At 71.1% G+C, this 26,140-nt stretch carries 20 protein-coding genes, 5 pseudogenes and 1 riboswitch; of the genes and pseudogenes, 16 read left to right on the forward strand and 9 right to left on the reverse strand.

What is annotated here, in order from left to right; translation table 11 throughout:
• Positions 1-9: 9 nt before the first annotated feature.
• Positions 10-1,608 carry a hypothetical protein gene (locus GEV07_07665; protein ID MQA02592.1) on the reverse strand — a complete coding sequence of 533 codons (1,599 nt, stop codon included), beginning with the start codon at positions 1,606-1,608 and terminating at the stop codon, positions 10-12.
• 49 nt (positions 1,609-1,657) lie between these two features.
• Positions 1,658-2,233, reverse strand: coding sequence for a GNAT family N-acetyltransferase (locus GEV07_07670; protein ID MQA02593.1), 576 nt, complete (start codon positions 2,231-2,233; stop codon positions 1,658-1,660).
• A 280-nt stretch (positions 2,234-2,513) separates the two neighbouring features.
• Here GEV07_07670 and GEV07_07675 point away from each other — a divergent pair, with 280 nt between their 5' ends.
• Both GEV07_07675 and GEV07_07680 read left to right on the forward strand, forming a co-directional pair.
• Entirely contained in the window at positions 2,514-2,963 is a 450-nt protein-coding gene (locus GEV07_07675) for a DUF1232 domain-containing protein (protein MQA02594.1), read from the forward strand.
• Positions 2,951-3,886, forward strand: a complete 936-nt coding sequence (locus GEV07_07680) for an ornithine cyclodeaminase family protein (GenBank protein MQA02595.1) — start codon at positions 2,951-2,953, stop codon at positions 3,884-3,886. Before GEV07_07675 ends, GEV07_07680 begins: the two co-directional genes overlap by 13 nt.
• Before the next feature lie 95 nt (positions 3,887-3,981).
• On the opposite strand, the pseudogene GEV07_07685 reads toward GEV07_07680, so the two are convergent.
• A pseudogene (locus GEV07_07685) lies at positions 3,982-4,569 on the reverse strand (hypothetical protein).
• Positions 4,570-4,703: 134 nt separating this feature from the next.
• On the opposite strand from GEV07_07685, the gene GEV07_07690 reads away from it, so the two are divergent.
• From GEV07_07690 to GEV07_07700, 3 genes are read left to right on the forward strand one after another with little or no spacing between them, the layout of a single operon-like run.
• Entirely contained in the window at positions 4,704-5,042 is a 339-nt protein-coding gene (locus tag GEV07_07690; GenBank protein ID MQA02596.1) for a metalloregulator ArsR/SmtB family transcription factor, read from the forward strand.
• Positions 5,039-6,127 carry an ACR3 family arsenite efflux transporter gene (gene arsB / locus GEV07_07695; protein MQA02597.1) on the forward strand — a complete coding sequence of 363 codons (1,089 nt, stop codon included), beginning with the start codon at positions 5,039-5,041 and terminating at the stop codon, positions 6,125-6,127. The genes GEV07_07690 and arsB overlap by 4 nt, the downstream gene beginning before the upstream one ends.
• Entirely contained in the window at positions 6,120-6,527 is a 408-nt protein-coding gene (locus tag GEV07_07700; protein MQA02598.1) for an arsenate reductase ArsC, read from the forward strand. The genes arsB and GEV07_07700 overlap by 8 nt, the downstream gene beginning before the upstream one ends.
• A gap of 3 nt (positions 6,528-6,530) precedes the next feature.
• Here GEV07_07700 and GEV07_07705 read toward each other — a convergent pair whose 3' ends face one another.
• Positions 6,531-7,403, reverse strand: a complete 873-nt coding sequence (locus tag GEV07_07705; GenBank protein ID MQA02599.1) for a hypothetical protein — start codon at positions 7,401-7,403, stop codon at positions 6,531-6,533.
• Between the two features lie 96 nt (positions 7,404-7,499).
• On the opposite strand from GEV07_07705, the gene GEV07_07710 reads away from it, so the two are divergent.
• The gene (locus tag GEV07_07710; protein MQA02600.1) at positions 7,500-9,068 is read left to right on the forward strand and encodes an NAD(P)-binding protein; all 1,569 of its coding nucleotides are present in this window, start codon (positions 7,500-7,502) and stop codon (positions 9,066-9,068) included.
• A gap of 205 nt (positions 9,069-9,273) precedes the next feature.
• Here GEV07_07710 and GEV07_07715 read toward each other — a convergent pair whose 3' ends face one another.
• Positions 9,274-10,095 carry a TetR family transcriptional regulator gene (locus tag GEV07_07715; protein MQA02601.1) on the reverse strand — a complete coding sequence of 274 codons (822 nt, stop codon included), beginning with the start codon at positions 10,093-10,095 and terminating at the stop codon, positions 9,274-9,276.
• A gap of 31 nt (positions 10,096-10,126) precedes the next feature.
• On the opposite strand from GEV07_07715, the pseudogene GEV07_07720 reads away from it, so the two are divergent.
• From GEV07_07720 to GEV07_07735, 4 genes and pseudogenes are all read left to right on the forward strand, one after another.
• A pseudogene (locus GEV07_07720) lies at positions 10,127-11,388 on the forward strand (DUF418 domain-containing protein).
• A 99-nt stretch (positions 11,389-11,487) separates the two neighbouring features.
• Positions 11,488-13,287 (forward strand): hypothetical protein, encoded by a 1,800-nt coding sequence (locus GEV07_07725; GenBank protein MQA02602.1) that lies wholly within the window; start codon positions 11,488-11,490, stop codon positions 13,285-13,287.
• Between the two features lie 7 nt (positions 13,288-13,294).
• On the forward strand, positions 13,295-14,248 hold the full coding sequence (locus GEV07_07730; protein MQA02603.1) for an ABC transporter permease subunit: 954 nt from the start codon (positions 13,295-13,297) through the stop codon (positions 14,246-14,248).
• A gap of 75 nt (positions 14,249-14,323) precedes the next feature.
• A pseudogene (locus tag GEV07_07735) lies at positions 14,324-15,157 on the forward strand (ABC transporter permease subunit).
• 35 nt (positions 15,158-15,192) lie between these two features.
• On the opposite strand, the gene GEV07_07740 reads toward GEV07_07735, so the two are convergent.
• Entirely contained in the window at positions 15,193-16,776 is a 1,584-nt protein-coding gene (locus GEV07_07740) for an amidohydrolase family protein (GenBank protein ID MQA02604.1), read from the reverse strand.
• Positions 16,777-16,856: 80 nt separating this feature from the next.
• Here GEV07_07740 and GEV07_07745 point away from each other — a divergent pair.
• Positions 16,857-18,916: pseudogene (locus tag GEV07_07745) on the forward strand (dipeptide ABC transporter ATP-binding protein).
• Here the strand turns inward: GEV07_07745 and GEV07_07750 are convergent.
• On the reverse strand, positions 18,876-19,397 hold the full coding sequence (locus tag GEV07_07750) for a DUF664 domain-containing protein (GenBank protein ID MQA02605.1): 522 nt from the start codon (positions 19,395-19,397) through the stop codon (positions 18,876-18,878). The pseudogene GEV07_07745 and the gene GEV07_07750 overlap by 41 nt on opposite strands.
• 314 nt (positions 19,398-19,711) lie before the next feature.
• Between GEV07_07750 and corA the strand changes: the two genes are divergently transcribed.
• On the forward strand, positions 19,712-20,869 hold the full coding sequence (gene corA / locus GEV07_07755; GenBank protein ID MQA02606.1) for a magnesium/cobalt transporter CorA: 1,158 nt from the start codon (positions 19,712-19,714) through the stop codon (positions 20,867-20,869).
• Between the two features lie 72 nt (positions 20,870-20,941).
• Entirely contained in the window at positions 20,942-22,597 is a 1,656-nt protein-coding gene (locus GEV07_07760) for a hypothetical protein (protein ID MQA02607.1), read from the forward strand.
• Here the strand turns inward: GEV07_07760 and GEV07_07765 are convergent.
• A complete protein-coding gene (locus GEV07_07765) occupies positions 22,576-23,271 on the reverse strand; it encodes a thiamine phosphate synthase (protein MQA02608.1) in 696 nt (231 codons plus the stop codon). The two genes, GEV07_07760 and GEV07_07765, sit on opposite strands and share 22 nt — an antisense overlap.
• 54 nt (positions 23,272-23,325) lie before the next feature.
• A riboswitch (TPP riboswitch) is annotated at positions 23,326-23,432 on the forward strand.
• Here GEV07_07765 and thiO point away from each other — a divergent pair.
• The 3 genes from thiO to thiG all read left to right on the forward strand — a co-directional run bounded on the left by thiO (position 23,423) and on the right by thiG (position 25,524).
• Complete coding sequence (gene thiO, locus GEV07_07770; GenBank protein ID MQA02609.1) at positions 23,423-24,568, forward strand: glycine oxidase ThiO; 1,146 nt, start codon at positions 23,423-23,425, stop codon at positions 24,566-24,568. Its footprint overlaps the riboswitch before it by 10 nt.
• Positions 24,565-24,765: a sulfur carrier protein ThiS gene (thiS, locus tag GEV07_07775; protein ID MQA02610.1), complete on the forward strand. Its 201-nt coding sequence runs from the start codon at positions 24,565-24,567 to the stop codon at positions 24,763-24,765. The genes thiO and thiS overlap by 4 nt, the downstream gene beginning before the upstream one ends.
• 3 nt (positions 24,766-24,768) lie before the next feature.
• Positions 24,769-25,524 (forward strand): thiazole synthase, encoded by a 756-nt coding sequence (thiG, locus tag GEV07_07780; GenBank protein ID MQA02611.1) that lies wholly within the window; start codon positions 24,769-24,771, stop codon positions 25,522-25,524.
• 12 nt (positions 25,525-25,536) lie between these two features.
• Here the strand turns inward: thiG and GEV07_07785 are convergent.
• A pseudogene (locus GEV07_07785) lies at positions 25,537-26,126 on the reverse strand (dihydrofolate reductase).
• Between the last annotated feature and the right edge of the window lie 14 nt (positions 26,127-26,140).

Here is a 26,140-nt window from a genome sequence, read left to right on the forward strand (position 1 = left end):
TCCGAGCCGCTACGGGAGCAGCTTCGTCCCTACGTCGGTGTCGCCGTGCTGCTCGGCCATCCAGTGCCGCCACAGCGCGCGCACCTCGGCCCGCTTCTCCGTCGGCACCTCGCGCTGGAGCGCGGTGACCACGTCGTCCGGGGTAGCCAGCTCGCCCGACCGTTCCTGCACCAGCCGGTGCAGCCCGGCGACGACGGCCAACCTGTCGACCTCCTTCTCCAGTGCGCGGTAGAAGTTCGGGGCCTTGCCGTAGACGACGCCCGCGTACTGCTTGTCGCTGCCGAACGCGCTCGTGGGCCGGTCGGCCGCGGCGTCGTCCTCGCCCATCGTCCGCATGTACCTGTAGTTCATGCTGACGTTCCTGTCGCACACGGTCTTCCAGTCGGTGGGCCGCACCTTCGCGAAGTACAGGCAGGTCGTGTACTGCGCGAGCGGTTCGTCGACGACCTCGTGCGTGGCCTGGTCCACGCCGACCATCCCCTGCCACCACTGGTGCGCAAGCTCGTGCACGACGGTGAACTCCCTGACGTCCTCCAGGCCGGCGTTCTCGCCGAGCACCTCGGCGAACTGCTCCGGCACGCCGGGCATGGTGCCGCGGAAGATCTCGGAGCCGACCCAGAACATGCCCTGCCACTCCATGCCGCCGACGCCTGGCGGCATCGGCGCCTGCACCACGTCGAGCGACGGCCACGGGTAGCCGCCGAGGTTCTCCTCGAAGACGCCGAGCCCCCGCGCGGTCATGGCCGCCACCTCGGTCGCGTGCGTGGACGCGTCCCGCGGCGCCCAGACGTTGACCTCGACGCCGCCCTCCTCGCGCGTGGTGCGCTCGAGCCGGTCGCTGACGACCAGGGAGAGCTCTCTGATGCCGGACGCTCGCTCGTCCACGACCACCGAGTTGCCTTCGGCAGTGCGGTCCTTCGTCTCCCCACCGCTGATCACCTGGAAGCCCTTCGGCACGATGATCGACGCACGAACGTCCGCCGCCGGTGCGCTGCCGACGTCACCGACCTCGGCCAGCTCAGGTGTCGCCGCCGCGCCGTCCGCGATGAGGAACGGGTACCAGTGGCCGAGCGAGATCCCCGTGTCGTACCTGGCGAGCAGCCCGGCGACCATCGGTCGGTCGCTCGGCAACAGGCCCAGCGACGCCAACGGCGACGTCTCGCCCTCCATCACCTGGTAGCGGAAGCTCATGGTGACCGTCGTGCCGCCGCTCGACCCGCGGGCGACGACGAGCAGCGCCTTGTCCAACCGGGGCCTGGTCTTCTCGCCGCCGACGGTGACGCGGCCGAGGCGGAAGTCGGCGTCGTAGCCCTCGGCGTTCGGCACCACCCGGAACCGCAGCTTGTCGCCACCGACGTCGGCGGGAACCCGTACGGTCAGCTCGCCGCGCACGTTGCCCGTACGGGGGTCGATCCGCGCGTCGATCTCGTAGCTGGGACGGTCGGCGCGGTGGCCGAGACCGATCCGCGCGACGTCCTGCCACGGCCGCACCAACACGACCACGACGGTGGCGGCGATCAACGCCATACCGACCAACGTCGCCACGAGGGCGATCCAGAGCGAGCGCCGCCGGGCGGCAACTGGTGCAGGCTGCCAGGTAGGTGTCATGCACCGTCAGATGACGGTGCTCCGCACTTCGTTCGCGCCGCCCAGTAGGTCAGAGATCTGGCACGGGATCGGTGGCGAGCTTCGCGTGCAGCTCCACGTCGTACCTGATGCCCTCGTACCGCAGCTTGCCGCGCTGCATGCCCTCGACGCTGAACCCGGCACGGGTCGCGACGGCGCACGCGGACGGGTTGTTCACGCGGTGACCGAGCTCCAGTCGGAAGAGGTCGAGTGCCGAGTGTGCCCACAGCGCGAGCGCACGCAACCCGATCGTCGCGACGCCACGGCCCCTGGCCGACGGGGTCGTCCAGTACGACACGAAGCCGGTGCCGTGTTCGCGGTCTACGGAAGCCACCGCGACGTTGCCGACGACGAGGCCGTTCGGGCTCTGCACGGCGAGCGCGTACCCAGTGCCCTGCACCTGCTGGTGGGTCCAACCGGCTATCCAGCGGTTGGCGTCCTCGATGCTGCGCATCGGCCACTGGCCGCCTTGGTTCGCCATGTCGTCGGGGGCGAACGCCTCCAACACCAGCTTGGCGTCACTCTGATGCCATGGCCGCAACGCGTAACCGCGTTCAGCAGGAATGAGACTGTCTGAGATATCGGCTCGCGGGGAGTAGCGGCTCATGGTGGGGGGTGCCACTCTCCTTCTCCTCTCTCGGGCGGCCTGGTGTCCGGCTCGGTTGGTTCCCCCCACGGGCCCACATTGCCGGCGGACCGCCGGAGCAGTAGGACCAACAGGTACATGCTCTGACCTACCGGCAGCGTCGGCAACCGAGACGGCCAACGGAGGGGCGGAAGGCGGCGTTCTCGTGTGAATCCGTTGCGCTCCGTGTTCACGGACGAGGTTGCCGGGCCATTCGTGGGAAAACGAGTTCTCGCCCGCTGGCGTTGCTGCTTGACAGACTGTGAGCGTGTGGTTGGAGATCGTGGTCGGCATCCTGGTGGCGTTGGCAGCCACCTGGGCGGCTCTCGTCGTCGGACTGCTGCTCGTCCGGCCGAAGGGATCGCTGCTCGGCGAGGCCGTACGGATCTTGCCTGACCTGCTCCGCCTGCTGCGTAACCTCGCCGCCGACCGCGAGCTACCCCGCGGCGTGCGCTCGCGGTTGGTCGGGCTGCTCGCCTACCTGGCGATGCCGATCGACCTGGTGCCCGACTTCATCCCCGTGTTGGGTTACGCGGACGACGCGATCGTCGTGGTGTTCGTCCTCCGCGCGGTGGTCAGGCGGGCGGGTGCGGAGGCGTTGCGCAGGCACTGGCCGGGCACCGACGACGGGTTCGCCGCGCTGTGCCGACTCACCCGTGTCAAGATCGAAACCCAGCCGGCAGAAGGAGGACGAGGCGAGTGCGAGTCGTAGACGCCGCGCAGGTGGCCGAACTGCTGACCTTCGACAAGCTGGTGCCTGCGTTGCGGGAAGGGTTCGCCCGCGGCGCGCAGGCACCGCTGCGGCACCAGCACGCCGTCGGCGCACCCGGCGAGGACGGCAGGTTGCTGCTGATGCCCGCCTGGTCGGACACCTACATCGGCGTCAAGCTGGTCAACGTCTTTCCGCACAACGGCGCGCGCGGGCTGCCCGCCATCCAGCCGGTGTACCTGCTCTCCAGCGCGACGACGGGTGAACAGCTCGCCGCGATCGACGGCGCCGAGCTGACCAGGCGCAGGACCGCGGGCGCGTCCGCGCTCGCCGGCTCGTACCTGGCCAAGCCGGACGCCAGCCGGCTGCTCGTCGTCGGCGCGGGGAAGGTGGCCGAGGTGATCCCGCACGCGTACCGTACAGTGCGGCCGATCCACAGCGTGCAGGTGTGGAACCGCACTCAGGACCACGCCGACGCCGCGGTCGCCCGGCTACGCGCGGAGGGCTTCGCCGCCGAACGTGCCGACGACCTGGCCGCCGCCGTACGCGCGGCGGACATCGTCTCGTGCGCCACGTTGTCGGCGGAGCCGCTGATCCACGGCGACTGGCTGCAACCGGGCTGTCACCTCGACCTGATCGGCAGTTTCGCGCCACACCTGCGGGAGGCCGACGACGACGCCGTCCGGAAGGCGACGGTGTTCGTCGACACCGAGGACGCGCTCGAAGAAAGCGGCGACCTCATCGACCCGCTCGCCAGCGGTGCGCTGACCAAGGCCGGCATCACGGCGACGCTGTACGACCTCACCAGAGGCGTCCACGGCGGACGCACCGACGCGGACGAGATCACGTACTTCAAGTCGGTCGGCACGGCCTTGGAGGACCTCACCGCAGGCGCCCTCGTCTACCAGGCGGCGACCGCGGCGTAACCCGCTCAGCCGACGCGCTTCAGCCGGCGGTGCAGCCGACCGGGTCGCGCGGGTTCGATCGGCACCGCGGCCGGCGGCGCACCCTCGACCAGCTGCCGGCAGTCGTCGATGGCGCCGGTGAGCAGCTCGCGCAGGATGGCGTCCGGGTTGGGGATGCACGCCCACGCGATGCCCTGCACCGCCGTGTGCACCACGGTCGGCGCCGCGTGCCTGCGGAACGCGTTCGGCGACCGCCGCATGCCCTCCACGAACCGGTACGCCCACCGGGTGGCGTGCGGCACCCGCGAGAGCGCCTCCTCGCAGCGCTCGTCGAGCTGGTCCGCCGGCCGGCCCTCGAGCTGCGCGAGCGCACGGCTGCCGCCGAGCACCGCGACCGCGAGCACGCCCTGCCGTTCCGCCGCGACGACCGGGAGTCCCGTGGTCGCCGCGCGCAACGCGATCCGCACGTCCAGGCGGGGGTCGTCGCTGGTGAGCCCGATGACCGAAGGCACCAGCTCGACCAGCCGGCCGCGCCCCTCGTCGGTGGTGTAGTCGTTGACGTGCCGCGCCAAGGCCGCGAGCAGCGGGTGCGTACATCGCGGATGGTCGCTCCACCGTTCACCCGCGAGGTACGACGCGAACTCCATGAAGCATGCGCCCTTGCGTGGGTTCCGGTGCTTCCCGCGGGAGAGCACGGGAACGATGTCGGGTAGCCGAGCCTCTGCTGTCACCGAAGGACACCTCCCCTGGCCCGCTTACCTTCCAGTGTGCGCCGAGTGCGCCGGAGACGCCAGTGCGGGCGGTTGCGCAATAGCTCGACAGCTGTCAACTTAGACGTGTGTCAAATCAAGGTTGCGAGGTGCGGCTGACCCGCGAGCCGCTGAGTGAGCCGGACGCCAGGGAGCTGGCGCCGCTGGTGAAGGCGATCGCCGACCCGGTACGTCTCCGGCTGCTCTCGATGATCGCCTGCCACGAGGGCGGCGAAGCGTGTGTCTGCGAGCTCACCGGCGCGTTCGACGTCACCGCGCCGACCATCTCGCACCACCTGAAGGTGATGCGCGAAGCCGGCCTGATCACCCGCGAGCGGCGCGGCACCTGGATCTACTACCGCGCCGACCCCACCGCGCTGGCCCGGCTGGCGGACCTGTTCGGGCTCGACCAGCCGGTGCCGGCATGACGGATACCGCAACGACACCGGACGCACCCGAAGCTCCGGTCGCCGCCCGGCTGTCCACGCTCGACCGGTTGCTGCCGCTGTGGATCCTCGCGGCGATGGCGGTCGGTCTCGGTGCCGGCCGGTTGATTCCCGGGCTGGACGCGGCGCTGGACGCGGTCGCCGTCGACGGGGTCTCGCTGCCGATCGCGGTCGGGCTGCTGGTGATGATGTACCCGGTGCTGGCGAAGGTGCGCTACGACCAGCTGCACACCGTCACCCGCGACCGGCGGTTGCTGATCCCGTCGCTGGTACTGAACTGGCTGATCGGGCCGGCGATCATGTTCGCGCTCGCCTGGCTGTTCCTGCCCGACCTGCCCGCGTTCCGCACCGGGCTGATCGTCGTCGGGCTGGCGCGCTGCATCGCCATGGTCATCATCTGGAACGACCTGGCCTGCGGCGACCGCGAGGCGGCCGCAGTGCTCGTCGCGTTGAACAGCGTGTTCCAGGTGATCGCGTTCGCCGCGCTCGGCTGGTTCTACCTGCAGGTGCTGCCCAGCTGGCTCGGCCTGGACACCGCCGGGCTGGACGTGTCGGCGTGGGCCATCGCGCGCAACGTACTGATCTTCCTCGGCGTGCCCCTCGTCGCGGGCTACCTGACCCGCAGGCTCGGCGAACGCGCTCGCGGCCGGCAGTGGTACGAGACTAGGTTCCTGCCCCGCATCGGGCCGTGGGCGCTGTACGGGCTGCTGTTCACCATCGTCGTCCTGTTCGCGCTACAGGGCGACGCGATCACCAGCCAACCGCTCGACGTCGCCAGGATCGCGCTGCCGCTGCTCATCTACTTCGCGCTGATGTGGGCCGGCTCCTACGCGCTCGGCCGCGCGCTGCGACTGCCGTACGAACGCGCCACCACGCTGGCGTTCACCGCGGCCGGCAACAACTTCGAGCTGGCCATCGCGGTCGCCATCGCGACGTTCGGCGTCACCTCGGGCGAGGCGCTCGCCGGCGTCGTCGGCCCACTGATCGAGGTGCCCGTGCTCGTTGCCCTCGTCTACCTGTCGCTGGCACTACGCCGCCGCATGGACCGCAGGAGCAGCCATGCCTGACAACCCTGAGGTGCTGTTCGTCTGCGTGCACAACGCGGGCCGCTCGCAGATGGCCGCCGCGCTGCTCGACCACCGCGCCGCGGGACGGGTGACCGTACGCTCCGCCGGGTCGGCACCCGCGGACCAGGTCAACCCCGCCGTCGTGGACGTGATGGGCGAGCTCGGCGTCGACCTGAGCAGGGAGTTCCCCAAGCCGCTGACCGACGACGCCGTACGCGCGGCCGACGTCGTCGTCACCATGGGCTGCGGCGACGCCTGCCCGGTGTACCCCGGCAAGCGCTACCTGGACTGGGAGCTGCCCGACCCCGCCGGGCAGCCGGTCGAGACCGTGCGGCAGATCCGCGACCAGATCGACGCGCACGTACGGCAGCTCGTCGCGGAGCTCGTGCCCGCCGACTGACGGTCAGCCGAGCCGGGCGAGCACGGCGGCGGCCAGCCGGTCGGCGGCGCCGTCGTCGTAGCCGAAGAACATGGACGGCTCGGCGAGCTCCAGCTCGAGCAGCAGCGGCTGCCCGTCGTCGCCCGCCACCAGGTCGACCCGCGCGTACAGCAGGTCACCGACGATCTGCCTGGCGGCGGTGACGACCCGGTCGGCGACCTCGCGCTCGGCCGGCGACGGCCGCCGCGCGGTGATCTCCTCCGCCGCGAACAGCCCGTCCACGAAACCCTGGCCCGCGGTCAGCAGCGGCCCCTTGCGGATCGCGTGGCTGAACGACCCCTCGACGTAAAGCAGCGCCGTCTCGCCGTAGCTGTCCACGCTCGCCACGTACGGCTGCACCATGGTGACCCGCCCGGACTTCTGGATCAGCCGTACGTGCTCGACCGCGTCGACGTCCTCGCCTGCCCGGTAGCGCACGGTGTCCTTGCTGCCCGCGGAGACCGACGGCTTGACCACGTAGTCGCCGTCGGCCGGCAGCGTGACGCCGGTGGCGTCCGGCTCGATCCACGTGGTCGGCACGACCGGCACCCCGGCCGCGGCGAGCTCGCGCAGGTACACCTTGTCGGTGTTCCAGGCCAGTACGCGGGGGCCGTTCCACAGCCGGCCGTCTACGTCGGCCGCCCAGGCGAGGAACTCCGCGCGCCGCGCCGGGTAGTCCCAGGTGCTGCGTACGACCACGGCGTCGTACCGCGACCACGCCACGTCGGCGTCCCAGACGGCGGGCTCCGCGGCCACCCCGTGCCGGGCGAACGCCTCGACGAGCAGCGGCTCGTCGTCGTCGAGTCCCTGTGCCTCCGCCGCCGTCGCGATAGCGACACGCAGACCGTCCGCGCCCATCCGGCTCCTTCCGTTCCTGTGGTGTGCCCGCCAGCCAGGCTACGTGGCAGCGGCCGGAGCTAGCCTGGCCTGGGCCAGACGAAGGAGAGCAGGCAGATGACGGACGAGCAGTACGACGCGATCGTGGTCGGCGGCGGGCACAACGGGCTGGTCGCGGCCGGCTATCTCGGCCGCGCCGGGCTGTCGGTGCTGGTCGTGGAGAAGCGCCGGACGGTGGGCGGCGCGGTCGCGAGCGTCCGCACGTTCCCCGGGGTGGACGCGCACCTGTCCAGGTACTCGTACCTGGTGAGCCTGCTGCCGGACCAGGTCGTCGCCGACCTCGGGCTGCGCATCGAGCTGCGTTCGCGGGCCACGGCGTCGTACACGCCGGTCGACCGCGACGGGCGTCCAGGCGGTCTGCTGGTCGAGCGCGCCGAGGGCCCGGCGACCGCGGCGGCGTTCGCGGAGCTCACCGGTTCGGCCGCGGAGTACGACTCGTGGCAGCGCTTCCAGCAGACGGCCGGCGCGGTCGCAGGCGCAATCGCCCCGACGCTGCTACGGCCGCTGCCGCGCCGGGCAGATCTGGCCGACGCCGTCCGTTCTGCCGCGGGTGCGGACGCCTGGCAGGCGCTGTTCGAGCGGCCGATCGGCGAGCTGGTGGAGGTCACCTTCGCCGACGACGCCGTACGCGGCACGGTGCTGACCGACGCGGTCATCGGCGAGCACACGTACGCGCACGACCCGACGCTGCGGCAGAACCGGGTGTTCCTGTACCACGTCGTCGGCAACGGCACCGGCGAGTGGCGGGTACCGGTCGGCGGCATGGGCGCGGTGAGCGCCGAACTGGAGCGATGCGCACGCGAGGCGGGCGCGGAGATCGTCACCGGCGCGGAGGTACGCGAGGTCGCGACCGACGGCGCCGGGTGCACGGTCAGCTGGGTGGACGCCGAAGGGGCGGAGCGTACGGCGACGGCGGGCCACGTGCTGGCGAACGTGTCGGCGTCGACGCTGGCCCGGTTGCGTGGACGTACGGGCGCCGACGAGGAGGGCAGCCAGCTCAAGGTGAACATGGTGCTCGAGCGGTTGCCGCGGCTGCGCACCGACGTCGACCCGCGCACGGCGTTCGCCGGCACGTTCCACATCGACCAGGGGTACGGGCAGCTCGAGGCCGCGTACCGGGCGGCGGACGCCGGGCAGCTGCCCGACCCGCTGCCGGCGGAGGTGTACTGCCACTCGCTCACCGACCCGTCCATCCTCGGCGCCGACCTGGTGGCCGCCGGCTGGCAGACGTTGACCATGTTCGGCCTGCACACGCCTGCGCGGCTGTTCCGCGACGACAACGCCGGTATGCGGGAGAGGGCGCTGCACCGGGCGCTTGCCGGCATCAACCGCCACCTGGCCGAGCCGATCGAGCACTGCCTGGCCACCGACGCCAACGGCGCGCCCTGCATCGAGGCGAAGACGCCGCTCGACCTCGCCGCCGAGCTCGACCTACCAGGCGGCCACATCTTCCACGGCGACCTGCAATGGCCGCACGCCGACGACGACACCGACGACCCGTGGGGCGTAGCCACCGACACCGACCGGCTGCTGATCTGCGGCAGCAGCGCCCGCCGCGGCGGCGCCGTCAGCGGCATCGCCGGCCACAACGCCGCGCACGCCCTGCTCGCCCGCCTGGACCGCTGACAGCCGGCGGGCGGGCGCGGAAGGCAGCGCCAGCCGGTAGCGAGGCCAGGAGCCGCAGTGCCAGCCGGTGGCCGCGCCGGAGTCGGCGCGGCCGGTCGGTGACGGCGCCCGGGCCAGGTGCCGGCCGGTAACGAGGCCGCGGGCGGCCGGCGGTGCAAAAGCGGCCACGATGCCGCTGCGGCCGACCCGTTCCCCGACACACCGGTCAGGTGGGTGGGGTTTGCTCGATGGCGGCGGCTACGCCGTCGAGGATGCGGTCCAGGCCGAAGGTGAAGTCGGGGTTGGTTGCGGGGTCGTCGTAGCCCTCCGGGGGTGGCGTCTGGAACGGCGCGCTGGCGAACACGGCGGCCACCTCGGGGAAGCGCTGCGGGTCGACGAGCTGGGCGAGCGCCCTGCCGTAGGCGCGCTCGACCGCCGCCTGGTCCATGCCGCTGCCGCGCCGCCCGGCGGCGAGCTCGTCGGCGAGCAGGCTCGCCTGCCGTACGTACCCACTGACCAGGGTCAGCACCCCTAGCTTCGCGCCCCAGTCCAGGCCGGTGCCGCGCAGCACCCGCAGGGCCACGTCCATCCAGCCGATCTGGTTCGGCCCCGCCGGCGGGCCGGTGACCGGCAACCTCGCCACCCACGGCCGCTCGTGCAGGGCGAGCCGCTGCGCCACCGCCCAGGCCCGCAGGCCGGCCCGCCAGTCCTCCGCGGGCACGTCGAGCTGCGGCGGCGGACCCGTCGCGGCGTCCTGCATCAGCACGAACAGCTCGTCCTTGGAACCGACGTAGCGGTAGAGGGACATGCTGGTGACGTCCAGCTCCGCCGCGATCTTCGGCAGCGTGACGCCGGCCAGCCCGGCACGGTCGGCGAGCTGCACGGCCGTCTGCACGACGCGGTCCACGTCGAGCGCGGCCGGACGCCCGAGCCGGGAGCCGCTGGACAGCCGCCAGAGCCTGGCCAGCTCGGCCGGCACTTCTGCATCGGTCACTGCGCGTGCATCCTCCTCACGTCCCCGCTGACGGCCACTTACTATACTAAACATAGTTTACAACATAAACTATGTAGGAGCGCACATGACCACGGCGACCACCAAGCACGCCGCACCACCCCAGCGGGGAGCAGTGCGGCCGACAGAACGCGCGCTGGCTCCCGACCTGGCCCGCGGCGCGATGCTGCTCTTCATCGCGCTCCCCAACGCGGCCGTCGCGGTACTCGGCGCGGACCCCGGCGCGGACCGCACCCCGGTCGGCCTGGAACGGCTCTACACGTCTTCGCCGCCGTCTTCGTGGACGCAAGGGCGTACCCGATGTTCGCCGTCATGTTCGGCTACAGCCTGGTGCAGATGGCGCGCCGCCAGGACGCCGCGGGCGCTTCCCCGGCGGCGGTACGCTCCATGCTGCTGCGCCGCAACGTGGCGCTCCTCGCCATCGGACTCGTCCACGGCCTGCTGCTGTTCTCCGGCGACTTCCTCGGCGCCTACGGCCTGGTGGGCGTCATCTTCACACTGCTCCTGCTGCGCCGCGGCGACCGCGTCCACCGGATCGTGCTGTGGCTGTGGGGCCTGATGGCGGTGGAGACGCTGGTGCTCGCGGTCGTCGCGACCGCCCAGGTGATCGGCAGCAGCGGGCCCGCCGCGAAGGTCTCGACCTCGCCCTACGACGCGCACCTGGCCCCGGACTACCTCACCTCGCTGGTGGCACGACTGCAGGACTGGCCGGTGCACACGCTCACCGTCGTGCCGTTCATCGTGATCGTCTGGCTGGGTGCATGGGCAGCGCGCAAGGGTGTCCTCGAGGAGCCCGCCGCACATCGGCGACTGCTCGGCTGGACCGCCGGGATCGGACTGACCCTGGCGTTCGCCGGTGGCCTGCCGATCGGCTTGGTCAACGCGGACGTCCTGCACGTCGACTCGGCCGCGGTGTCGGCGCTGTTCATGCTGAGCCGAGCCACGGGGATGTTCGGCGGTCCAGGGTACGTCGCCCTCTTCGGCCTGCTGGCCATCGCCGTGCCCACGCGATCGCGCCGACACCCGGCCGTGGCTGCGCTGACCGCACTGGGCCAGCGCTCACTCAGCGGCTACCTGTTCCAGTCGGTCGCCTGGCTGCTGCTCGCCTCGCACTTCGCCGTGGCCATCGGGGAGCGGACGGCCAGCCCCACCTTCGCCTCCGCGGACAGCGCGACGGCGGTCTGGCTGGCCACGCTGCTGGGTGCGTACCTGATGCAGCGGCATTCCTACCGCGGTCCGGCGGAGACGCTGCTGCGCCGGCTGACCTACGGCCGCCGTTCCGCCCCGTCACCAGCTCCACCGAACAATGCGCAGAAATGTGCCGAATAGCGACAGCGGAGCGATGCAAGGGGTTGACTAACTGCTCTGGCGCAGAGAAGAGGTTCCCCCAAGCAGGGCGTCATGTTGGATTGCAACTAGGAGCCGGCCATGCTCGATACGTTGCCCCATGTTCGTTCGCCTCGCAGGGTTGCGTTGGCCGGACTCCTGACCGCCGTACTGGTTCTCGCGGGCTGCGGCGGCCAACCGCAGACCAGCAACACCGACGTCGCCACGGTGGCACTGGACGCCGGTGACGAGCCGACCTACATCCTGCCGTCCGACCCGCAGTGCACCGCGGTCAACAACCACTACTTCCGCAGCCTGATCTACAAGCCGCTGTACTGGTACGGCGGCGTGCTCGGCAACGAGTTCGCGCTCAACGAGGAGCTCAGCCTCGCCGAGCCACCCGAGTACAACGGCAGCAACGACCAGGTGACCATCACGCTGAAGGACTACAACTGGTCCGACGGCGAGCCGGTGAGCGCCCGCGACATCGCGTTCTACGTGAACCTCTACCGCGCCAGCAAGGCCAAGTGGGGCTGCTACGCGCCGGGGTCGGTGCCGGACAACATCGAGCGGATGGACATCACCGGCGAGAAGAGCATCGTGCTGCACCTGGACAAGTCGTACTCGCCGAAGTGGTTCGACGTACAGCAGCTGGGCGGCATCATCCCGCTGCCGCAGCACGCGTGGGACAAGACGTCCGACGACGGTGAGATCGGCAACCACCACGAGACCGACAAGGGTGCAGCAGCGGTGTTCGACTTCCTCACCGGGAAGGCGAAGTCGCTGTCCTCGTACGACTCCGAGCCGTTGTGGGAGGTCGTCAACGGTCCGTGGGCACTCGACGAGTTCGACCCGCGCGGCGACATCGCGTTCGTCCCGAACAAGAAGTACTCGGGCAAGGACAAGCCGAAGCTGTCCAAGCTCGTGGAGAAGCGGTTCACCACAGAACAGGCCGAGTTCAATGCGCTCATGGCCGACGACACGTTGACCACCGGGTACATCCCGAGCCAGTACACCAGCCGGAAGAAGCAGGTCGAGAACAAGGGCTACCGGGTCTACGCGAAGAACAACTTCGGCATCAACTACATCCAGCTGAACCACGCCAGCAACGCCGCCGGTCCGCTGCTGAGCCAGCTCTACGTGCGGCAGGCGCTGCAGCACATGGTCGACCAACCCGAGTACATCAAGCGTGCGCACAACGGTGAGGCGTTCGCCGTGTACGGCCCGGTGCCGATCAAACCGAAGAACCCCTACGTGTCCGAGTACGTCAAGTCGGTGCCCTATCCCCACGATCCGGACAAGGCGAGCCAGCTGCTCGACGAGCACGGCTGGGACGTCAAGCCGGACGGCGTGAGCGTGTGCGCCCGCCCGGGCACCGCCGCGAACCAGTGCGGCAAGGGCATCGCGCGCGGTATGAAGCTCGAGTTCCGGCTCGTCTACACGCAGGACCCGACGAACGACCGGATGATGCAGGCGTTCAAGTCGTCGGCGGCGGCCGCGGGGATCAACGTCAAGCTGCGCAAGACGACGCAGGAACAGGTCTTCTCGGTCACCAACATCTGCAAGCGCGGTAGCAGGCGCTGCGACTGGGACGCGGCGTATTGGGGAGGCTGGCAGTTCGGGCCGTACCCGAGCGGTGAAGAGCTGTACAAGAGCGGCGCCTCGGAGAACAACTTCAACAACCCGAAGGCGGACCGGCTCATCGAGGCCACCCAGACCGAGTCGGGCCTCGAGCACATGACGGCCTACCAGGACTACATCGCCAAACAGGTGCCGGTGCTCTTCATGCCGCGCAACCAGGGCGCTTCCAGCGTCGTGCGTTCCGACCTGAAGGGGTTCAAGCGCGCAGAGCAGGGCCTGTTCGAGGACTTCTACCCGCAGTACTGGTACTTCGACGAATGACCGCCGGATGACGTTCTACCTCATCCGGCGGACCGCACAGGCGTTCCTTGTCATCGTGATCGTCTCCGTGCTCACCTTCGTGGAGAGCCGGCTGATTCCCGGGGACCCGGCGCACGCCATCCTCGGCCTGCACGCGAGCCCGCGACAGCTCGCGGAGTTCCGGCGCGAGCAGGGCTACGACGATCCGCTTGTGCTGCAGTACCTGAACTACGTCAACCAACTGCTGCACGGCGACCTCGGCTTCTCGTACAAGATGAACCAGAGCGTCGTCGACCTGATCGCCGAACGGCTGCCGCCCACGGTGCTGCTCGTGGGCGTCGCCACCGTGGTCGCCGTCGTCCTCGCAGTACCACTCGGCATGCTCCAGGCGACCAAGCGCAACCAGCTGATCGACTACGGCCTCACCGGTGCGGCGTTCGTCTTCTACTCGATGCCGAGCTTCTGGTTGGGCCTGCTGCTGATCACCGTCTTCGCGATCGGGCTCGGCGTCCTACCGCCTGGAGCACCCCAGGGCTCGTTCCTCGACGTGCTCACCCAACCGGCCGGGCTCGTCCTGCCGGTAGCGACGCTCGCGCTCATCACGCTCGCCGAGTTCAGCCGCTACATGCGCTCGTCCACGCTCGACAACCTCGGCCAGGACTACGTGAATACCGCGCGAGCCAAGGGCGTCTCCGAACCCGGCATCCTCTACGGCCACGTGATGCGCAACTCGCTCGTGCCGATCGTGACGCTGCTCGGCCTGCGGCTGCCGCAGATACTCAACGGCGCACTGATCACGGAGGGGGTGTTCAACTACCCGGGCATCGGCCGGATGTTCTGGGAAGCGGCCCAGTCACAGGACTACCCGGTGCTGCTCGGCGTGACGCTCATCGTGGCGGTCGGCACGGTGGTCGGCTCACTGCTTGCCGACCTGACGTACGCCGTGCTCGACCCCCGTGTCCGCTACGTACGGCCACGGTGACCGGGGAGGAGCAAACAGGTGACGGACGCACAGCACTCCTCGACCCTCCCCGAGGGCGGGCAGGCCACCGTCGAGCGGAGCCTGTGGCGGCTGGCTCTCGGCGTGTTCGTGGAGAACCACGCCGCCATCGGCGGGGTGGCGATCGTAGTGCTGATGGCGCTGTTCTCGTTCGTCGGCCCGCTCTTCTACCAGACCGACCAGGTGCACACCAGCCTCGACAACGCCAACCTGCCGCCGAGCGGGGCGCACCCGCTCGGCACCAACGAGGTCGGCTACGACCAGCTCGGCCGGTTGATGCTCGGCGGCCAGGCGTCGCTGATGGTGGGTTTCGCCGCCGCGTTCGTGGCAACCGGCATCGGCACGCTGTGGGGCGCCATCGCCGGCTTCACCGGCGGCGCGCTCGACGGGATCATGATGCGCTTCGTAGACGCCATCATCGCGATCCCCACCCTGTTCCTGCTGCTCTACCTGTCCGCGGTCTTCGAGCCGAGCACTCCCATGCTGATCCTCGTCATCGGGTTCGTCGCCTGGCTGGGGCCGGCCAGGCTGGTCCGCGGCGAGGCGCTCAAGCTCCGGGTGCTCGAGTACGTGGACGCCGTGCGCATGATGGGCGGCACCCGCAGGCGGATCGTCGGCCGGCACGTCATCCCGAACGCGATCGGCACCATCATGGTGAACACTACGTTCCAGATCGCCGACGCCATCCTCGCCGTCGCGGCGTTGAGCTTCCTCGGGCTCGGCGTCTCCGCACCACAGACCGACTGGGGCGGGATGCTCTCCGACGGCATCAACTACATCTACGCCGGCTACTGGTGGCTCATCTACCCACCTGGCCTGGCGATCGTGCTCACCGTGACGGCGTTCAACTTCATCGGCGACGCGTTCGAGCACCGGTTGCAGCGGCGGTGACGGCAATGGCGACAGGCAGCGTCACATCCGCGGGGTCACTGCCCGCGCCGCAGCGCGCGTCCGGCGTACGCGCCGGCGAACTTCCCTTCGCGCACGGTCACCTGGCCGTTCACCACGACCTCGCTGACCCCCACGGCGAGCTGGTGCGGTTCCTCGAACGTCGCGACGTCGTCGACGGTCTCCGGGTCGAAGACGACGACGTCGGCGTAGCTGCCCTCGGCCAGCGATCCGCGACCGGTCAGCCCGAACGTCTCGGCCGGGAGCCTGGTCATCCGGTGCACGGCGTCGGCCAGGTCGAGCACCCCCTGCTCGCGCACATACCGGCCGAGCACCCGGGCGAACGTGCCGTACGCGCGCGGGTGCGTGGGCGCGCGCAGGAACGCACCTTCAGGCGCCATCGACGCACCGTCGGAACCGACGCCCACCCACGGCTGCCGCAGCTGCTTGTGCAGGTTGTCCTCGGACATCTTGAAGAACGCCACGGTCACCCTGGACCTGTCGTGCGCGATCAGGTCGAGCGCCGCGTCCACCGGTTCGACACCGCGGATCTGCGCGACCTCCGCGAGCGTCCGGCCCTGGTACTTACGGTTCTCCTCCCGGCGCACCCCGAGCACGAGGATGCTCTCCGCGTCGTCGGCATCGTGCCACTCGCCGCCGTCGACCAGCGCCTGCCTGATGGTGGCGCGGGTCATCGGGTGGGCGAGCCGGTCGAACAGTGCGTCCTGCCCGCCCTCGTGGAAGCGCTGCGGGATCATGCTGGTGAGGCCGGTCGAGCTCGCCGTGTACGGGTAGATGTCCGCCGTGACCGGCAGACCCGTCCCGCGTGCTTCGTTCACCAGCTCGATCGCCTCGTCCATCAACGGCCAGCTCGCCCGGCCGGACGCCTTCAGGTGGTAGATCTCCGCCGGCACGTTCGTCTCCCGCGAGATGCGCAGCAGCTCCTTTACGGCATCGAGCAGGCCGGTGCCCTCGTCACGCATGTGCGAGATGTACACGCCGCCGTACCGGGACGCCACCTCGCAGAGCGCGATCAGCTCCTCGGTCGAGGCGAAGCTCTCCGGCGGGTAGATCAGCGCGGACGCGATGCCGAGCGCGCCTTCGGTCATCTCCTCGTCGATGACACCGCGCATGACGTCGAGCTCGGCAGCAGTCGCGGGCCGGTCGTCGTAGCCGACGCCGAACGCCCGCAGTGTCCCGTGCCCGATGAAGGAGGCGACGTTCTGCGAACACCCCTGCTGCTCGACGTGCGCGAGATACTCCGACAACCGGGACCACGTCACCTCCAGCGACAGGTCCGCGTTGCGGTACTCCAGCTCCCTGGCCATCTCCGTCGTCAGCGGCCCCATCGCGCTGCCCTCACCGAACACCTGCGTCGTCACGCCTTGCGTGAGCTCGGACAACGACCGCGGGTCGTGCAGGATGGTGAAGTACGAATGGCTGAGCACGTTGATGAAACCGGGCGCGACGGCCTTGCCCGTCGCGTCGATCTCCACCGCGGCGGAGTCCTCGCTGTGGTCGCCGACCGATACGACCCGGTCGCCTGCGACGGCGACGTCCGCACGCACCGGCGCGTCCCCCGCGCCGTAGACGGTTCCACCGCGGATCACCAGGTCGAGCATCGTGACCTCCTGCCAGAGTTCTCGCCACGGACGTGGCCGACTCTGCCAGGCCACGTCCCTTCACGCCACCGGGTGCCGCGATGAGTCCGCTGCTCGAGGTGACCGACCTGCACACGGATATCCGGCGCCGTGACCACGTCGTGCACGCGGTCGACGGTGTGTCACTGACCCTGCAGCCGGGCGAGACGCTCGGGCTGGTCGGCGAGTCCGGCTGCGGCAAGACGATGACCGGCAGGTCGCTGATGCGGTTGCTGCCGCCGGGCGGCAGCATCACCGGCGGCTCCGTCAGGTTCGACGGGCGGGAGCTGACCACGCTCGGCGACAACGAGATGCGCCGGTTGCGCGGCGGCGACATCGCCATGGTCTTCCAGGAGCCGCTCACCGCACTCAACCCGACGCTGACCGTCGGGCGGCAGATCGCCGAGGTCGCCCGCATCCACTGGGGTTCGTCACCCGCGGAGGCACTCGACCGCGCCGTCGAGGTGCTGGATCTGGTGGGGATGCCGCACCCCCGCAAGCGGTTGAACGCGTACCCGCACGAGCTCTCCGGTGGCCTGCGACAACGGTGCGTCATCGCCATGGCGTTGGCGTGTGAACCGTCGTTGCTCATCGCCGACGAGCCGACCACTGCGCTCGACGTCACCATCCAGGCCCAGATCCTGGAGCTGCTCGTGGGCCTCAAGGAACGTCTCGACATGGCGCTGCTGCTCATCACGCACGATCTCGGCGTGATCGCCGGGCAGGCCGACCGCGTGCTCGTGATGTACGCGGGCCGTATCGTCGAGGAAGCCGGCGCGGCGTCGTTGTTCGCCGACACCAGACACCCGTACACCGAGGCGCTCCTGCAGGCCGTACCGCAGCTCGACGCGGACGCCGGGCAGCAGCTGCGCAACATCCCCGGGCTACCGCCCGACCTCGCCAGGCCGCCGGCGCACTGCCGGTTCGCCGCGCGCTGTTCGCGCGCCACCGACCGGTGCAGGTCCGAGGACCCGTTGCTCACCACTACCGACGACGACGCCGAGCACCGGTACGCCTGCTTCCACCCGGTGGGCGGCCGGCCGACCGACCACCGGCCGACCGCCGCAGACACGCGCACCGTACCTGCGGCCGAGACGGAGCAACCGCTGCTCGAGGTCGTGGGGGTGAGCAAGGACATCCCCGTGACGGCCGGCGCGATCCTGCAGCGGAAGGTGGGCACCCTCAACGCCGTCTCCGACGTCTCGTTCACCGTCGCGCGCGGGGAGACGCTCGGCGTCGTCGGCGAGTCCGGCTGCGGCAAGACGACGCTCGGTCGGATGATCGTCGCGCTCGAACGCCCGACCGCAGGCAACGTGCTGCTCGACGGTGTCGACCTGACCGGCCTGCGCGGCCGCACGCTGCGGGAGCGGCGGCGTGCCGCCCAGCTGGTGTTCCAGGACCCGTTCTCCTCGCTCGACCCGCGCGTCCGGGTCGGCGCGACTTGCGGGAGCCGTTGCAGATCCAGGGCATCGGCTCGCGACGCGAGCAGGACGAGATCGTCGCGCGGCTGCTCGACGAGGTCGGGCTCGCCGCGGACGCCGTACACCGGTACCCGCACGAGTTCTCCGGCGGGCAGCGGCAACGTATCGGCCTGGCCAGGGCGCTCGCGCTGCAGCCGGAGCTGATCGTCGCGGACGAGCCGGTCTCCGCGCTCGACGTGTCCATCCAGGCCCAGATCCTCAACCTGATGAAACGCCTGCAGGCGGATCACGGCCTGACGTACGTGTTCATCTCGCACGACCTGTCGGTGGTGCGCTCGCTGGCCGACCGGATCGGCGTGATGTACCTCGGCAAGCTGGTGGAACTGGGCGCCGCCGACGACGTGTACCGCCGGCCTGCACACCCGTACACCGCCGGCCTGCTCGCCGCCGTCCCACTACCCGACCCGGAACGCGAACGCGACCGCGACCGCACCCGCGTCGGCGGCGAGCTGCCCTCCCCGCTCGACCCGCCGTCGGGCTGCCGGTTCCGCACCCGCTGCCCACTCGCTCAGGACGTCTGCGCCACCGACGCCCCGCCGGTGCACGTACTCGCCGACGGCCACACCGCCGCCTGTCACTTCCCGCTGCAGGCGCCCACCTCTAGAAGCTCATCGTCTTCGCGCCGTCCAGGGACTCCCTGATGATGTCGGCGTGGCCGGAATGGTGTGCGGTCTCCCTGACCATCCACAACAGCACCTCGCGCGCCGACCAGCTGGCGCCCGGCTCGTTCCACGGCGCCTCGGGCAGCAGCATCCGGCGGTCCAGGTCCGCCAGCGCAGCGATCGTCTCGTCCGTACGCCGCGCGGTCTCGTCGTACGCGGCGAGCAGGCCGGCCAGGGTCTCGCCGTCGCGCACGTGGTTGCCCTGCGGGAGCGCCGCGTCGGTCCAGTCGACCGGCTCGGGCAGCTCGTCGCCGCGGTCGTACCTGTCGACGATGAAGTCGGTCCAGTTCCGCTCGACCTCCGTCACGTGCTTCAGCACCCAGCCAAGGGTGAGCTCGCTGACCGTGGTGCGGCGCCGGATCTGGCTGTCGTCGAGGTCGCGCAGCGCCCGCCGTAGCATGGCGCGCTGGCCGTCGAGCATGCCGAGCAGGTCCGCGCGTTCGCCGGTGACTGTGTTCATGTCCGCTCCCTTTGTCGTGGCTCACGCCCACGCTACGAACACAACGGTCATTTTCCGTCCGCAATTCGTCATCCGCCGTTCACTGCGCGAATTCGTCGCGGCTGCGACGCAGGTGGTAGCCTCGGCGTGCTCAACGGGAGAAGACTGTCTAGGGAGGTGAGGCTCGCATGGAAAGTCATAGTCGCAGCCAACCTCCTAGACGCAGCTAAGTCGTAACTTCCCCTTTCTTTCTTCGTCTCCGGCGCGGCCGTTGCCGTGCGCCCTGGTGCGTACCCGTGCGGTTACCGCGCTGTGCTCTCTCGTTGGAGGTCGCCATGTCGGACTGGCGTGTGCTCCGGCCGTTCAAGCGCGGCCGTCGACTGGGTATCAGGTCGCGGAACTCCGTCTACCACCATGAGCCGCCCGAGCGCTCGATGGATCCGCGGGCCGCCGACGTCCCACCCCCGGTGGAGCACAACGTCATCGACGCCGGCGTGTACGTCGACGGCGCACGCACCGAGTCGCCGGTCAGCCTCGCCGAGACCTACAGGTACCTGCGCGACACCGAGGGCAGCATGGCCTGGATCGGGCTCTACCGCCCGACCGAGGTGCAGCTGCAGTCGCTGGCCATCGAGTTCGACCTGCACGAGCTCGCCATCGAGGACGCGATCGTCGCGCACCAGCGGCCGAAGCTCGAACGCTACGGCAGCACGCTCTTCGTGGTGCTCCGCGCCGCGCGCTACCTGGACGCGAGCGAGGAGGTGGACTTCGGCGAGCTGCACCTGTTCGTCGGGCCGGACTTCGTGCTGAGCGTCCGGCACGGCGAGGCGCCGAACCTGGCCAGCGTCCGCAGCCGGCTGGAGGCCGACCCGGAACTGTTGGCGCGCGGCACCGAAGCGGTGCTCTACGCCATCCTGGACGCCGTCGTGGACGGCTATGCACCCGTCGTCGCCGGTCTGCAGAACGACATCGACGAGATCGAGACCGAGGTCTTCCACGGCGACCCCACGGTGTCGCGGCGCATCTACGAGCTGTCGCGCGAGGTGATCGAGTTCCAGCGCGCCACCAGGCCGTTGGTGAAGATGCTCGACGGGTTGACCAGAGGCTTCGACAAGTACGGCACCGACGCGGAGCTGCGCGCGTACCTGCGCGACGTGGCCGACCACACGGCGACCGTGGTGGAGCGGGTGGACGGCTTCCGCGAGATGCTGCGCGACATGCTCACCGTCAACGCGACGCTGGTGAGCCAGGCCCAGAACGAGGAGATGAAGCGCCTCACCGAGACGAGCAACGCGCAGGGCGAGGAGGTCAAGAAGATCTCCGGTTGGGCGGCGATCCTGTTCGCACCCACGCTGGTGGGCACCGTCTACGGGATGAACTTCGACCACATGCCGGAGACGCACTGGACCGTCGGCTATCCGCTCGCGCTGCTGCTGATGGCGACCATCTCGATCGCGCTCTACCTGGTCTTCAAACGCCGCGGGTGGCTCTGACCTCTCCGGCCAGGGGTGGATATCCTGCCGCCGCTCGACGCGTCAGGGATCTACCGGCAGCCGGGGAGTGATGTGAGCCCGCACCCACACCGATCACGGCTGTCGTCGGCGCTGTCCGCGTTCGGCAGCGGCGTGACCGCGGCCGCCGCCGCGATGCTCGGCGTCTCCGGGGAGGTCGCCGAGGCCCAGCTGCCCGCCGCGGCGGCGGCGGTCGGGGTGGTCGTCGTGCTGATGGCCGTGCACGCCTGGCTGCCGGGGCGGCAGGGCGTCGCCGTGGCGGCGACGTCCGCACTCGGCTGCCTGGGGTTCGGCGGCGTCGCCGTGTGGCTCACCGGGCCGGCAGGAGCCGGTGCGCCTGCGACGGTGCAGTCCGAGATCGTGCCGTGGTCGCTGGGTCTCGCCGCAGCCGGCATCGCCGCGATCGTCGCCGGCGCCGCGTCGCGGGTGCGCGCCGGCGCCCCGGCGTCCAGGCCGCGGCTGGTCAGCGCCGCCGGAGCCGTCGTCGGTGTCGCGCTGGCCGTCGCGCTCACCGTCGTGGCCGTGCCCTGGCAGGCCGCGGCACACAACACCACGGCGACGACGGCGGAGGCGGCCGTGCCGCCGCGGACGCGGCCACCCGAGCTGACCGGCCACGTCGGTTGGCAGGGACGCTACGTCGCGAGCGGCGTGGCGGGCCCGGTGCTGGCCACCGAGCACGGTATCGGCGTGGTCGACCGACGCACCGGCGCGTTGCGGTGGAGCTACCAGCGCTGGGACCGCACGTACGCGGGCGTCACGGCCGCGGGTGTCGCGGCCACCACGCCGGACCGGCGGGTGCTCGCCGTGGTCAGCAGCCGCGACGACGCCGACGCGCAGGTGCAGGTCTTCGATGCGGTGACCGGTGAGCGCACCCGGGCCTGGCGTACGGACTACGACCGCATCGTCACCGCCACCGAGGACCGCGTGCTGATGACGCGGGAGAGCGACTCCGCCGCGATCGCGACGTTCACCCTCGACGGCGATCTGGTGTGGCAGCGCAACCTGGCGGCCCACTGCACGCCGGACGCGACGCTGCTCGCACGGTGGCAGACCACCGTCGCGCTGCAGTGCGGTTCGCACGACGGGCTCACCGGCTACGACGTCCGCACCGGCAAGGTGCGCTGGCGCTACCAGCCGCACGACGACTACCGCACGGTGGCGGCGCCGCTCGCGGACCAGCGCGGGCCGTACCTCGTGGTGCACGAGGAGTACCACGACGAGCCCACGCGACGGGTCCGCGCGCTGCGGGTCACCGACGGCCGGCAGGCGTGGCGCTGGTCGGCGCGGCAGCCGGTGAGCGTGGCGGTGGGCGGCGGGCTCACGGTGACCGGCGTACGTACGAAGAGCCACGGGTGGGGTGAACCCGCGGCGACGGAGTTCACCGCCCGCTCGACGAGCACCGGGAAGGTGCGGTGGCGGCACACGTCCACCCGCGACCACGTGCTCGCCACCGGCCCGGCACGCCGGCTGTCGCCGCCGACGTTCACCGTCCTCGCCGACGACCGCGTGGTGTTCGCCTACCGGTCAGCGGGGACGCGCGGCCGCAACTGCGCGTTCGAGGTACTCGCCCGCGACGGCCGCCCCGTACGCACCTTCCGCCCCCGCGGCGACCTGCGCGAGGAGACGGCGTGCGCCTTCAACTTCGTCCCGGCACCCGACGCGCTCGTGGTCAACCCCTACGACAGCGACTACGGCACCGCGTTCGACTGAGCCGGCTGCCGCAACGCAGCGGCGAACGCGGCGGCCGCCGCCTGCGGGTCGTCGGCCGCGGTGATGGCGCGTACGACCACCACCCGGCTGGCGCCTGCGGCCAGGACCTCGGGCAGCCGCGCCTGGTCGATGCCGCCGATGGCGAACCAGGGCCGTGTACGGCCGCGCTGCGCGGTGTGCCGCACCAGGTCGAGGCCCGGTGCCGGCCGGCCCGGCTTGGTCGGGGTCGGCCAGCACGGGCCGGTGCAGAAGTAGTCGACGCCGGGCTCGGCCGCGGCTGCGTCCGACTGCGCGTCGTCGTGTGTCGACCGGCCGATCACCACCTCGTCGCCGACGACCCGCCTGGCCACGTCGACCGGCAGGTCGTCCTGGCCGAGGTGCAGCACGTCCGCGCCGACGGCGAGCGCCACGTCCGCCCGGTCGTTCACCGCGAGCAGCGCCCCGTGCTCGGCGCAGGCCGCGGCGAGCACCTCGAGCGCGGCGATCTCCTGCTTCGCCTCCAGCGGGCCGTCCGGGTGGCCCTTGTCGCGCAGCTGCAGGATGTCCACACCGCCGGCCAGGGCGGCGTCGGCGAAGTCGGCCAGGTCGCCGCGGTCGCGCCTGGCGTCGGTGCAGACGTAGAGACGGGCGTCCGCGAGGCGGTTACGTACCTGGTCACCGGTCAGTCCTGGCATGCTGCCGAGTCTAGGCGGCGGCTTCCATGGCCGCGGGTAGGTAGGGTGGACCGCAGGTGGTCGCACGGGAGCCCGACCGGACGGGCTGAGAGGGAGCGCAAGCTCCGACCGTCGAACCTGATCCGGATCATGCCGGCGCAGGGAGCGTGAGATGCAGGAAACCCGCAGCACAGCCGGCCAGCTCGTGGTGGTCGGCGGCGGCGCCATCGGTCTCAGCACCGCGTGGCAGGCGGCGCGCACGGGGTTCGCCGTCACCGTCGTCGACCCGCAGCCGGCGCGCGGGGCGTCCTGGGTCGCCGCCGGCATGCTCGCGCCGCTCGCGGAGGCGTGGCCGGGCGACGAGCCGGTGCTCGCGCTCGGCCTGGCCGCGCTGCCGGACTGGCCGGCGTTCGCCGCCGAGCTGCACCGCGTGACGGGCGTCGACCCGCAACTCTCCCGGGCGGGCACGGTGCTCGTCGGCGTGGACACCGCGGACGCCGGGGTGCTCGACACGCTCGCCGGCTACCTCGCCGAGCAGGGCCACCAGGTGGAGACGTGCGCACGCACCGCGCTGCGCCGGCTCGAGCCGATGCTCGGGCCGAACGTACGGCGCGGCCTGCACCTGCCAGGCGATGTCGCGGTGGACAACCGCGCCCTGCTCACCGCGCTGCTGCAGGCGTGCGAGCGCAGCGGCGTACGGTTCGACCGCCGGCGCGCACAGGAGGTGCGCAGCGGCGAGGTGGTGCTCGCCGACGGGTCCACCGTGCCCAGCGAGCTGACTGTGCTCGCCGCCGGCGCGCACAGCGGTGACCTGCACCCGGCCCTGAAGGGTGCGATCCGGCCGGTGAAGGGCGAGCTGCTGCGGCTGCGCGCCAGGCACAGCTCGCTGCCGCCGCCGACCCGCACCGTCCGCGCGCTCGTCGAGGGCCGGCCGGTGTACCTGGTGCCGCGCGCCTCCGGCGAGCTGGTGCTCGGCGCCACCCAGTACGAGGCGGGCTTCGACCAGGACGTCACGGCAGGCGGCGTGCACGACCTGCTCCGCGACGCCGAAGAGGTGCTGCCGGGCATCGCGGAGTTCGCCGTCGTGGAGTGCGTCGCCGGCTTCCGCGCCGGCAGCCCGGACAACCTGCCGCTGATCGGCTGGCTCGACACCGGCGTGCTCGTCGCCGCCGGCCACCACCGCAACGGACTGCTCACCGCGCCGCTCACCGGCGCTGCCGTGCTCGCGCTCGCACGCGGCGAGCAGCCGCCAGATCCCGTACGGGCCGCCGACCCGGCCCGGCTGGCCACACCCGCCCGACGAGGAGGCTCCCGATGAAGATCCAGGTCAACGGCCAGGGCGTCGAGGTCGCCGACGGGGCGACCGTCGCGGACGCGCTGGCGGCGTACGGCGCACCCGAGGCCGGCATCGCCGTGGCCGTCGACGGCGAGGTGCTGTCGCGCGGCTCGTGGGCCACCACCCCGGTACCGGTGGGCGCGGCGATCGACGTGGTCACGGCCGTACAGGGAGGTTGACCGATGGACGACCCGTTGAAGATCGGCGGCCGCGAGTGGAACTCGCGGTTGATCATGGGCACCGGCGGCGCAGGCAACCTGTCCGTGCTCGAACGCGCCCTGCTCGCGTCCGGCACCGAGCTCACGACCGTCGCCATGCGCCGCGTCGACGCCACCGGCGGCACCGGACTGCTTGAGCTGCTGCGGAAGCTCGGCATCGAGCCGCTGCCGAACACGGCCGGGTGCTACACGGCGGCCGAGGCCGTACTCACTGCGCGGCTGGCCAGGGAGGCGTTGCAGACGGACCTGGTGAAGCTGGAGGTGATCGCCGACGAGCGGACGCTGCTGCCCGACCCGGTGGAGCTGCTCGACGCGGCGGAACAGCTGGTGGCGGACGGCTTCACGGTCTTCGCGTACACCAACGACGACCCGGTGCTCGCCAGCCGGCTGGAGGACACCGGCTGCGCCGCAGTGATGCCGCTCGGCTCGCCGATCGGCACCGGCCTGGGGATCAGGAACCCGCACAACATCGAGATGATCGTCGCCCGCGCCTCGGTGCCCGTGGTGCTGGACGCGGGCATCGGCACGGCGTCGGACGCGGCGCTCGCCATGGAGCTCGGCTGTGCCGCCGTGCTCCTCGCGACCGCGGTCACCAGGGCGGAGGACCCGGAGAAGATGGCCACCGCGATGCGCGCCGCGGTGACGGCGGGGCGGCTGGCCGGTCAGGCCGGCCGGATCCCGAAGCGGTTCTGGGCGCAGGCGTCCAGCCCCGACCGCTGACCCGGCCCGGGCTCAGTGACGGCGGGCGTACCTGAGCAGCGCCACCCCGCTGCCGAAGACCCTGCTGTCCACCAGGTCGTACCTGTCGACGGCGAAGCCACCGGCGAGCAGCGGCACGCCGGTGCCGGTCACCACCGGGTTGAGCTTGAGGTGGATCTCGTCGATCTCGTCGCGCAGAGCAGCCGCGAGCGCGCCGCCGCCGACCCAGCCAGATGTCCTTGCCAGTCTCCTGCTTCAGCTCCCGCACGGTGGCCACCGGGTCGCTGGGCACGAGCACGACGTCCGGGTCGGGCGCCTCCCGCAGCGTCGTGGAGAAGACGTAGTGGCGCAGGTGTGGGTACGCGTTCGGCACACCGGCCGCCAGCCCGAGCTGGTACGAGACCCGGCCCTCGACCACCGTGTCGAAGTGCTCGTTGGGCGCGTCGGCGAGACCGAGCGCCGTTCGGACCCCACGGGCAGCATCTCCGGGTACTCCTCGATCAGCGGCTGCATGTGGTCGCCCTCGATGTCGAAGACCGTGCCACTCGGGTCGGCACCGCACCGTCGGGACCGGCGATGAACCCGTCCAGCGTCGACGCCACCAGGTACACGAGTTTGCGCATGCCGGTCACCGTAT

Source organism: Streptosporangiales bacterium, from assembly GCA_009379825.1.
Taxonomy (GTDB): domain Bacteria; phylum Actinomycetota; class Actinomycetes; order Streptosporangiales; family WHST01; genus WHST01.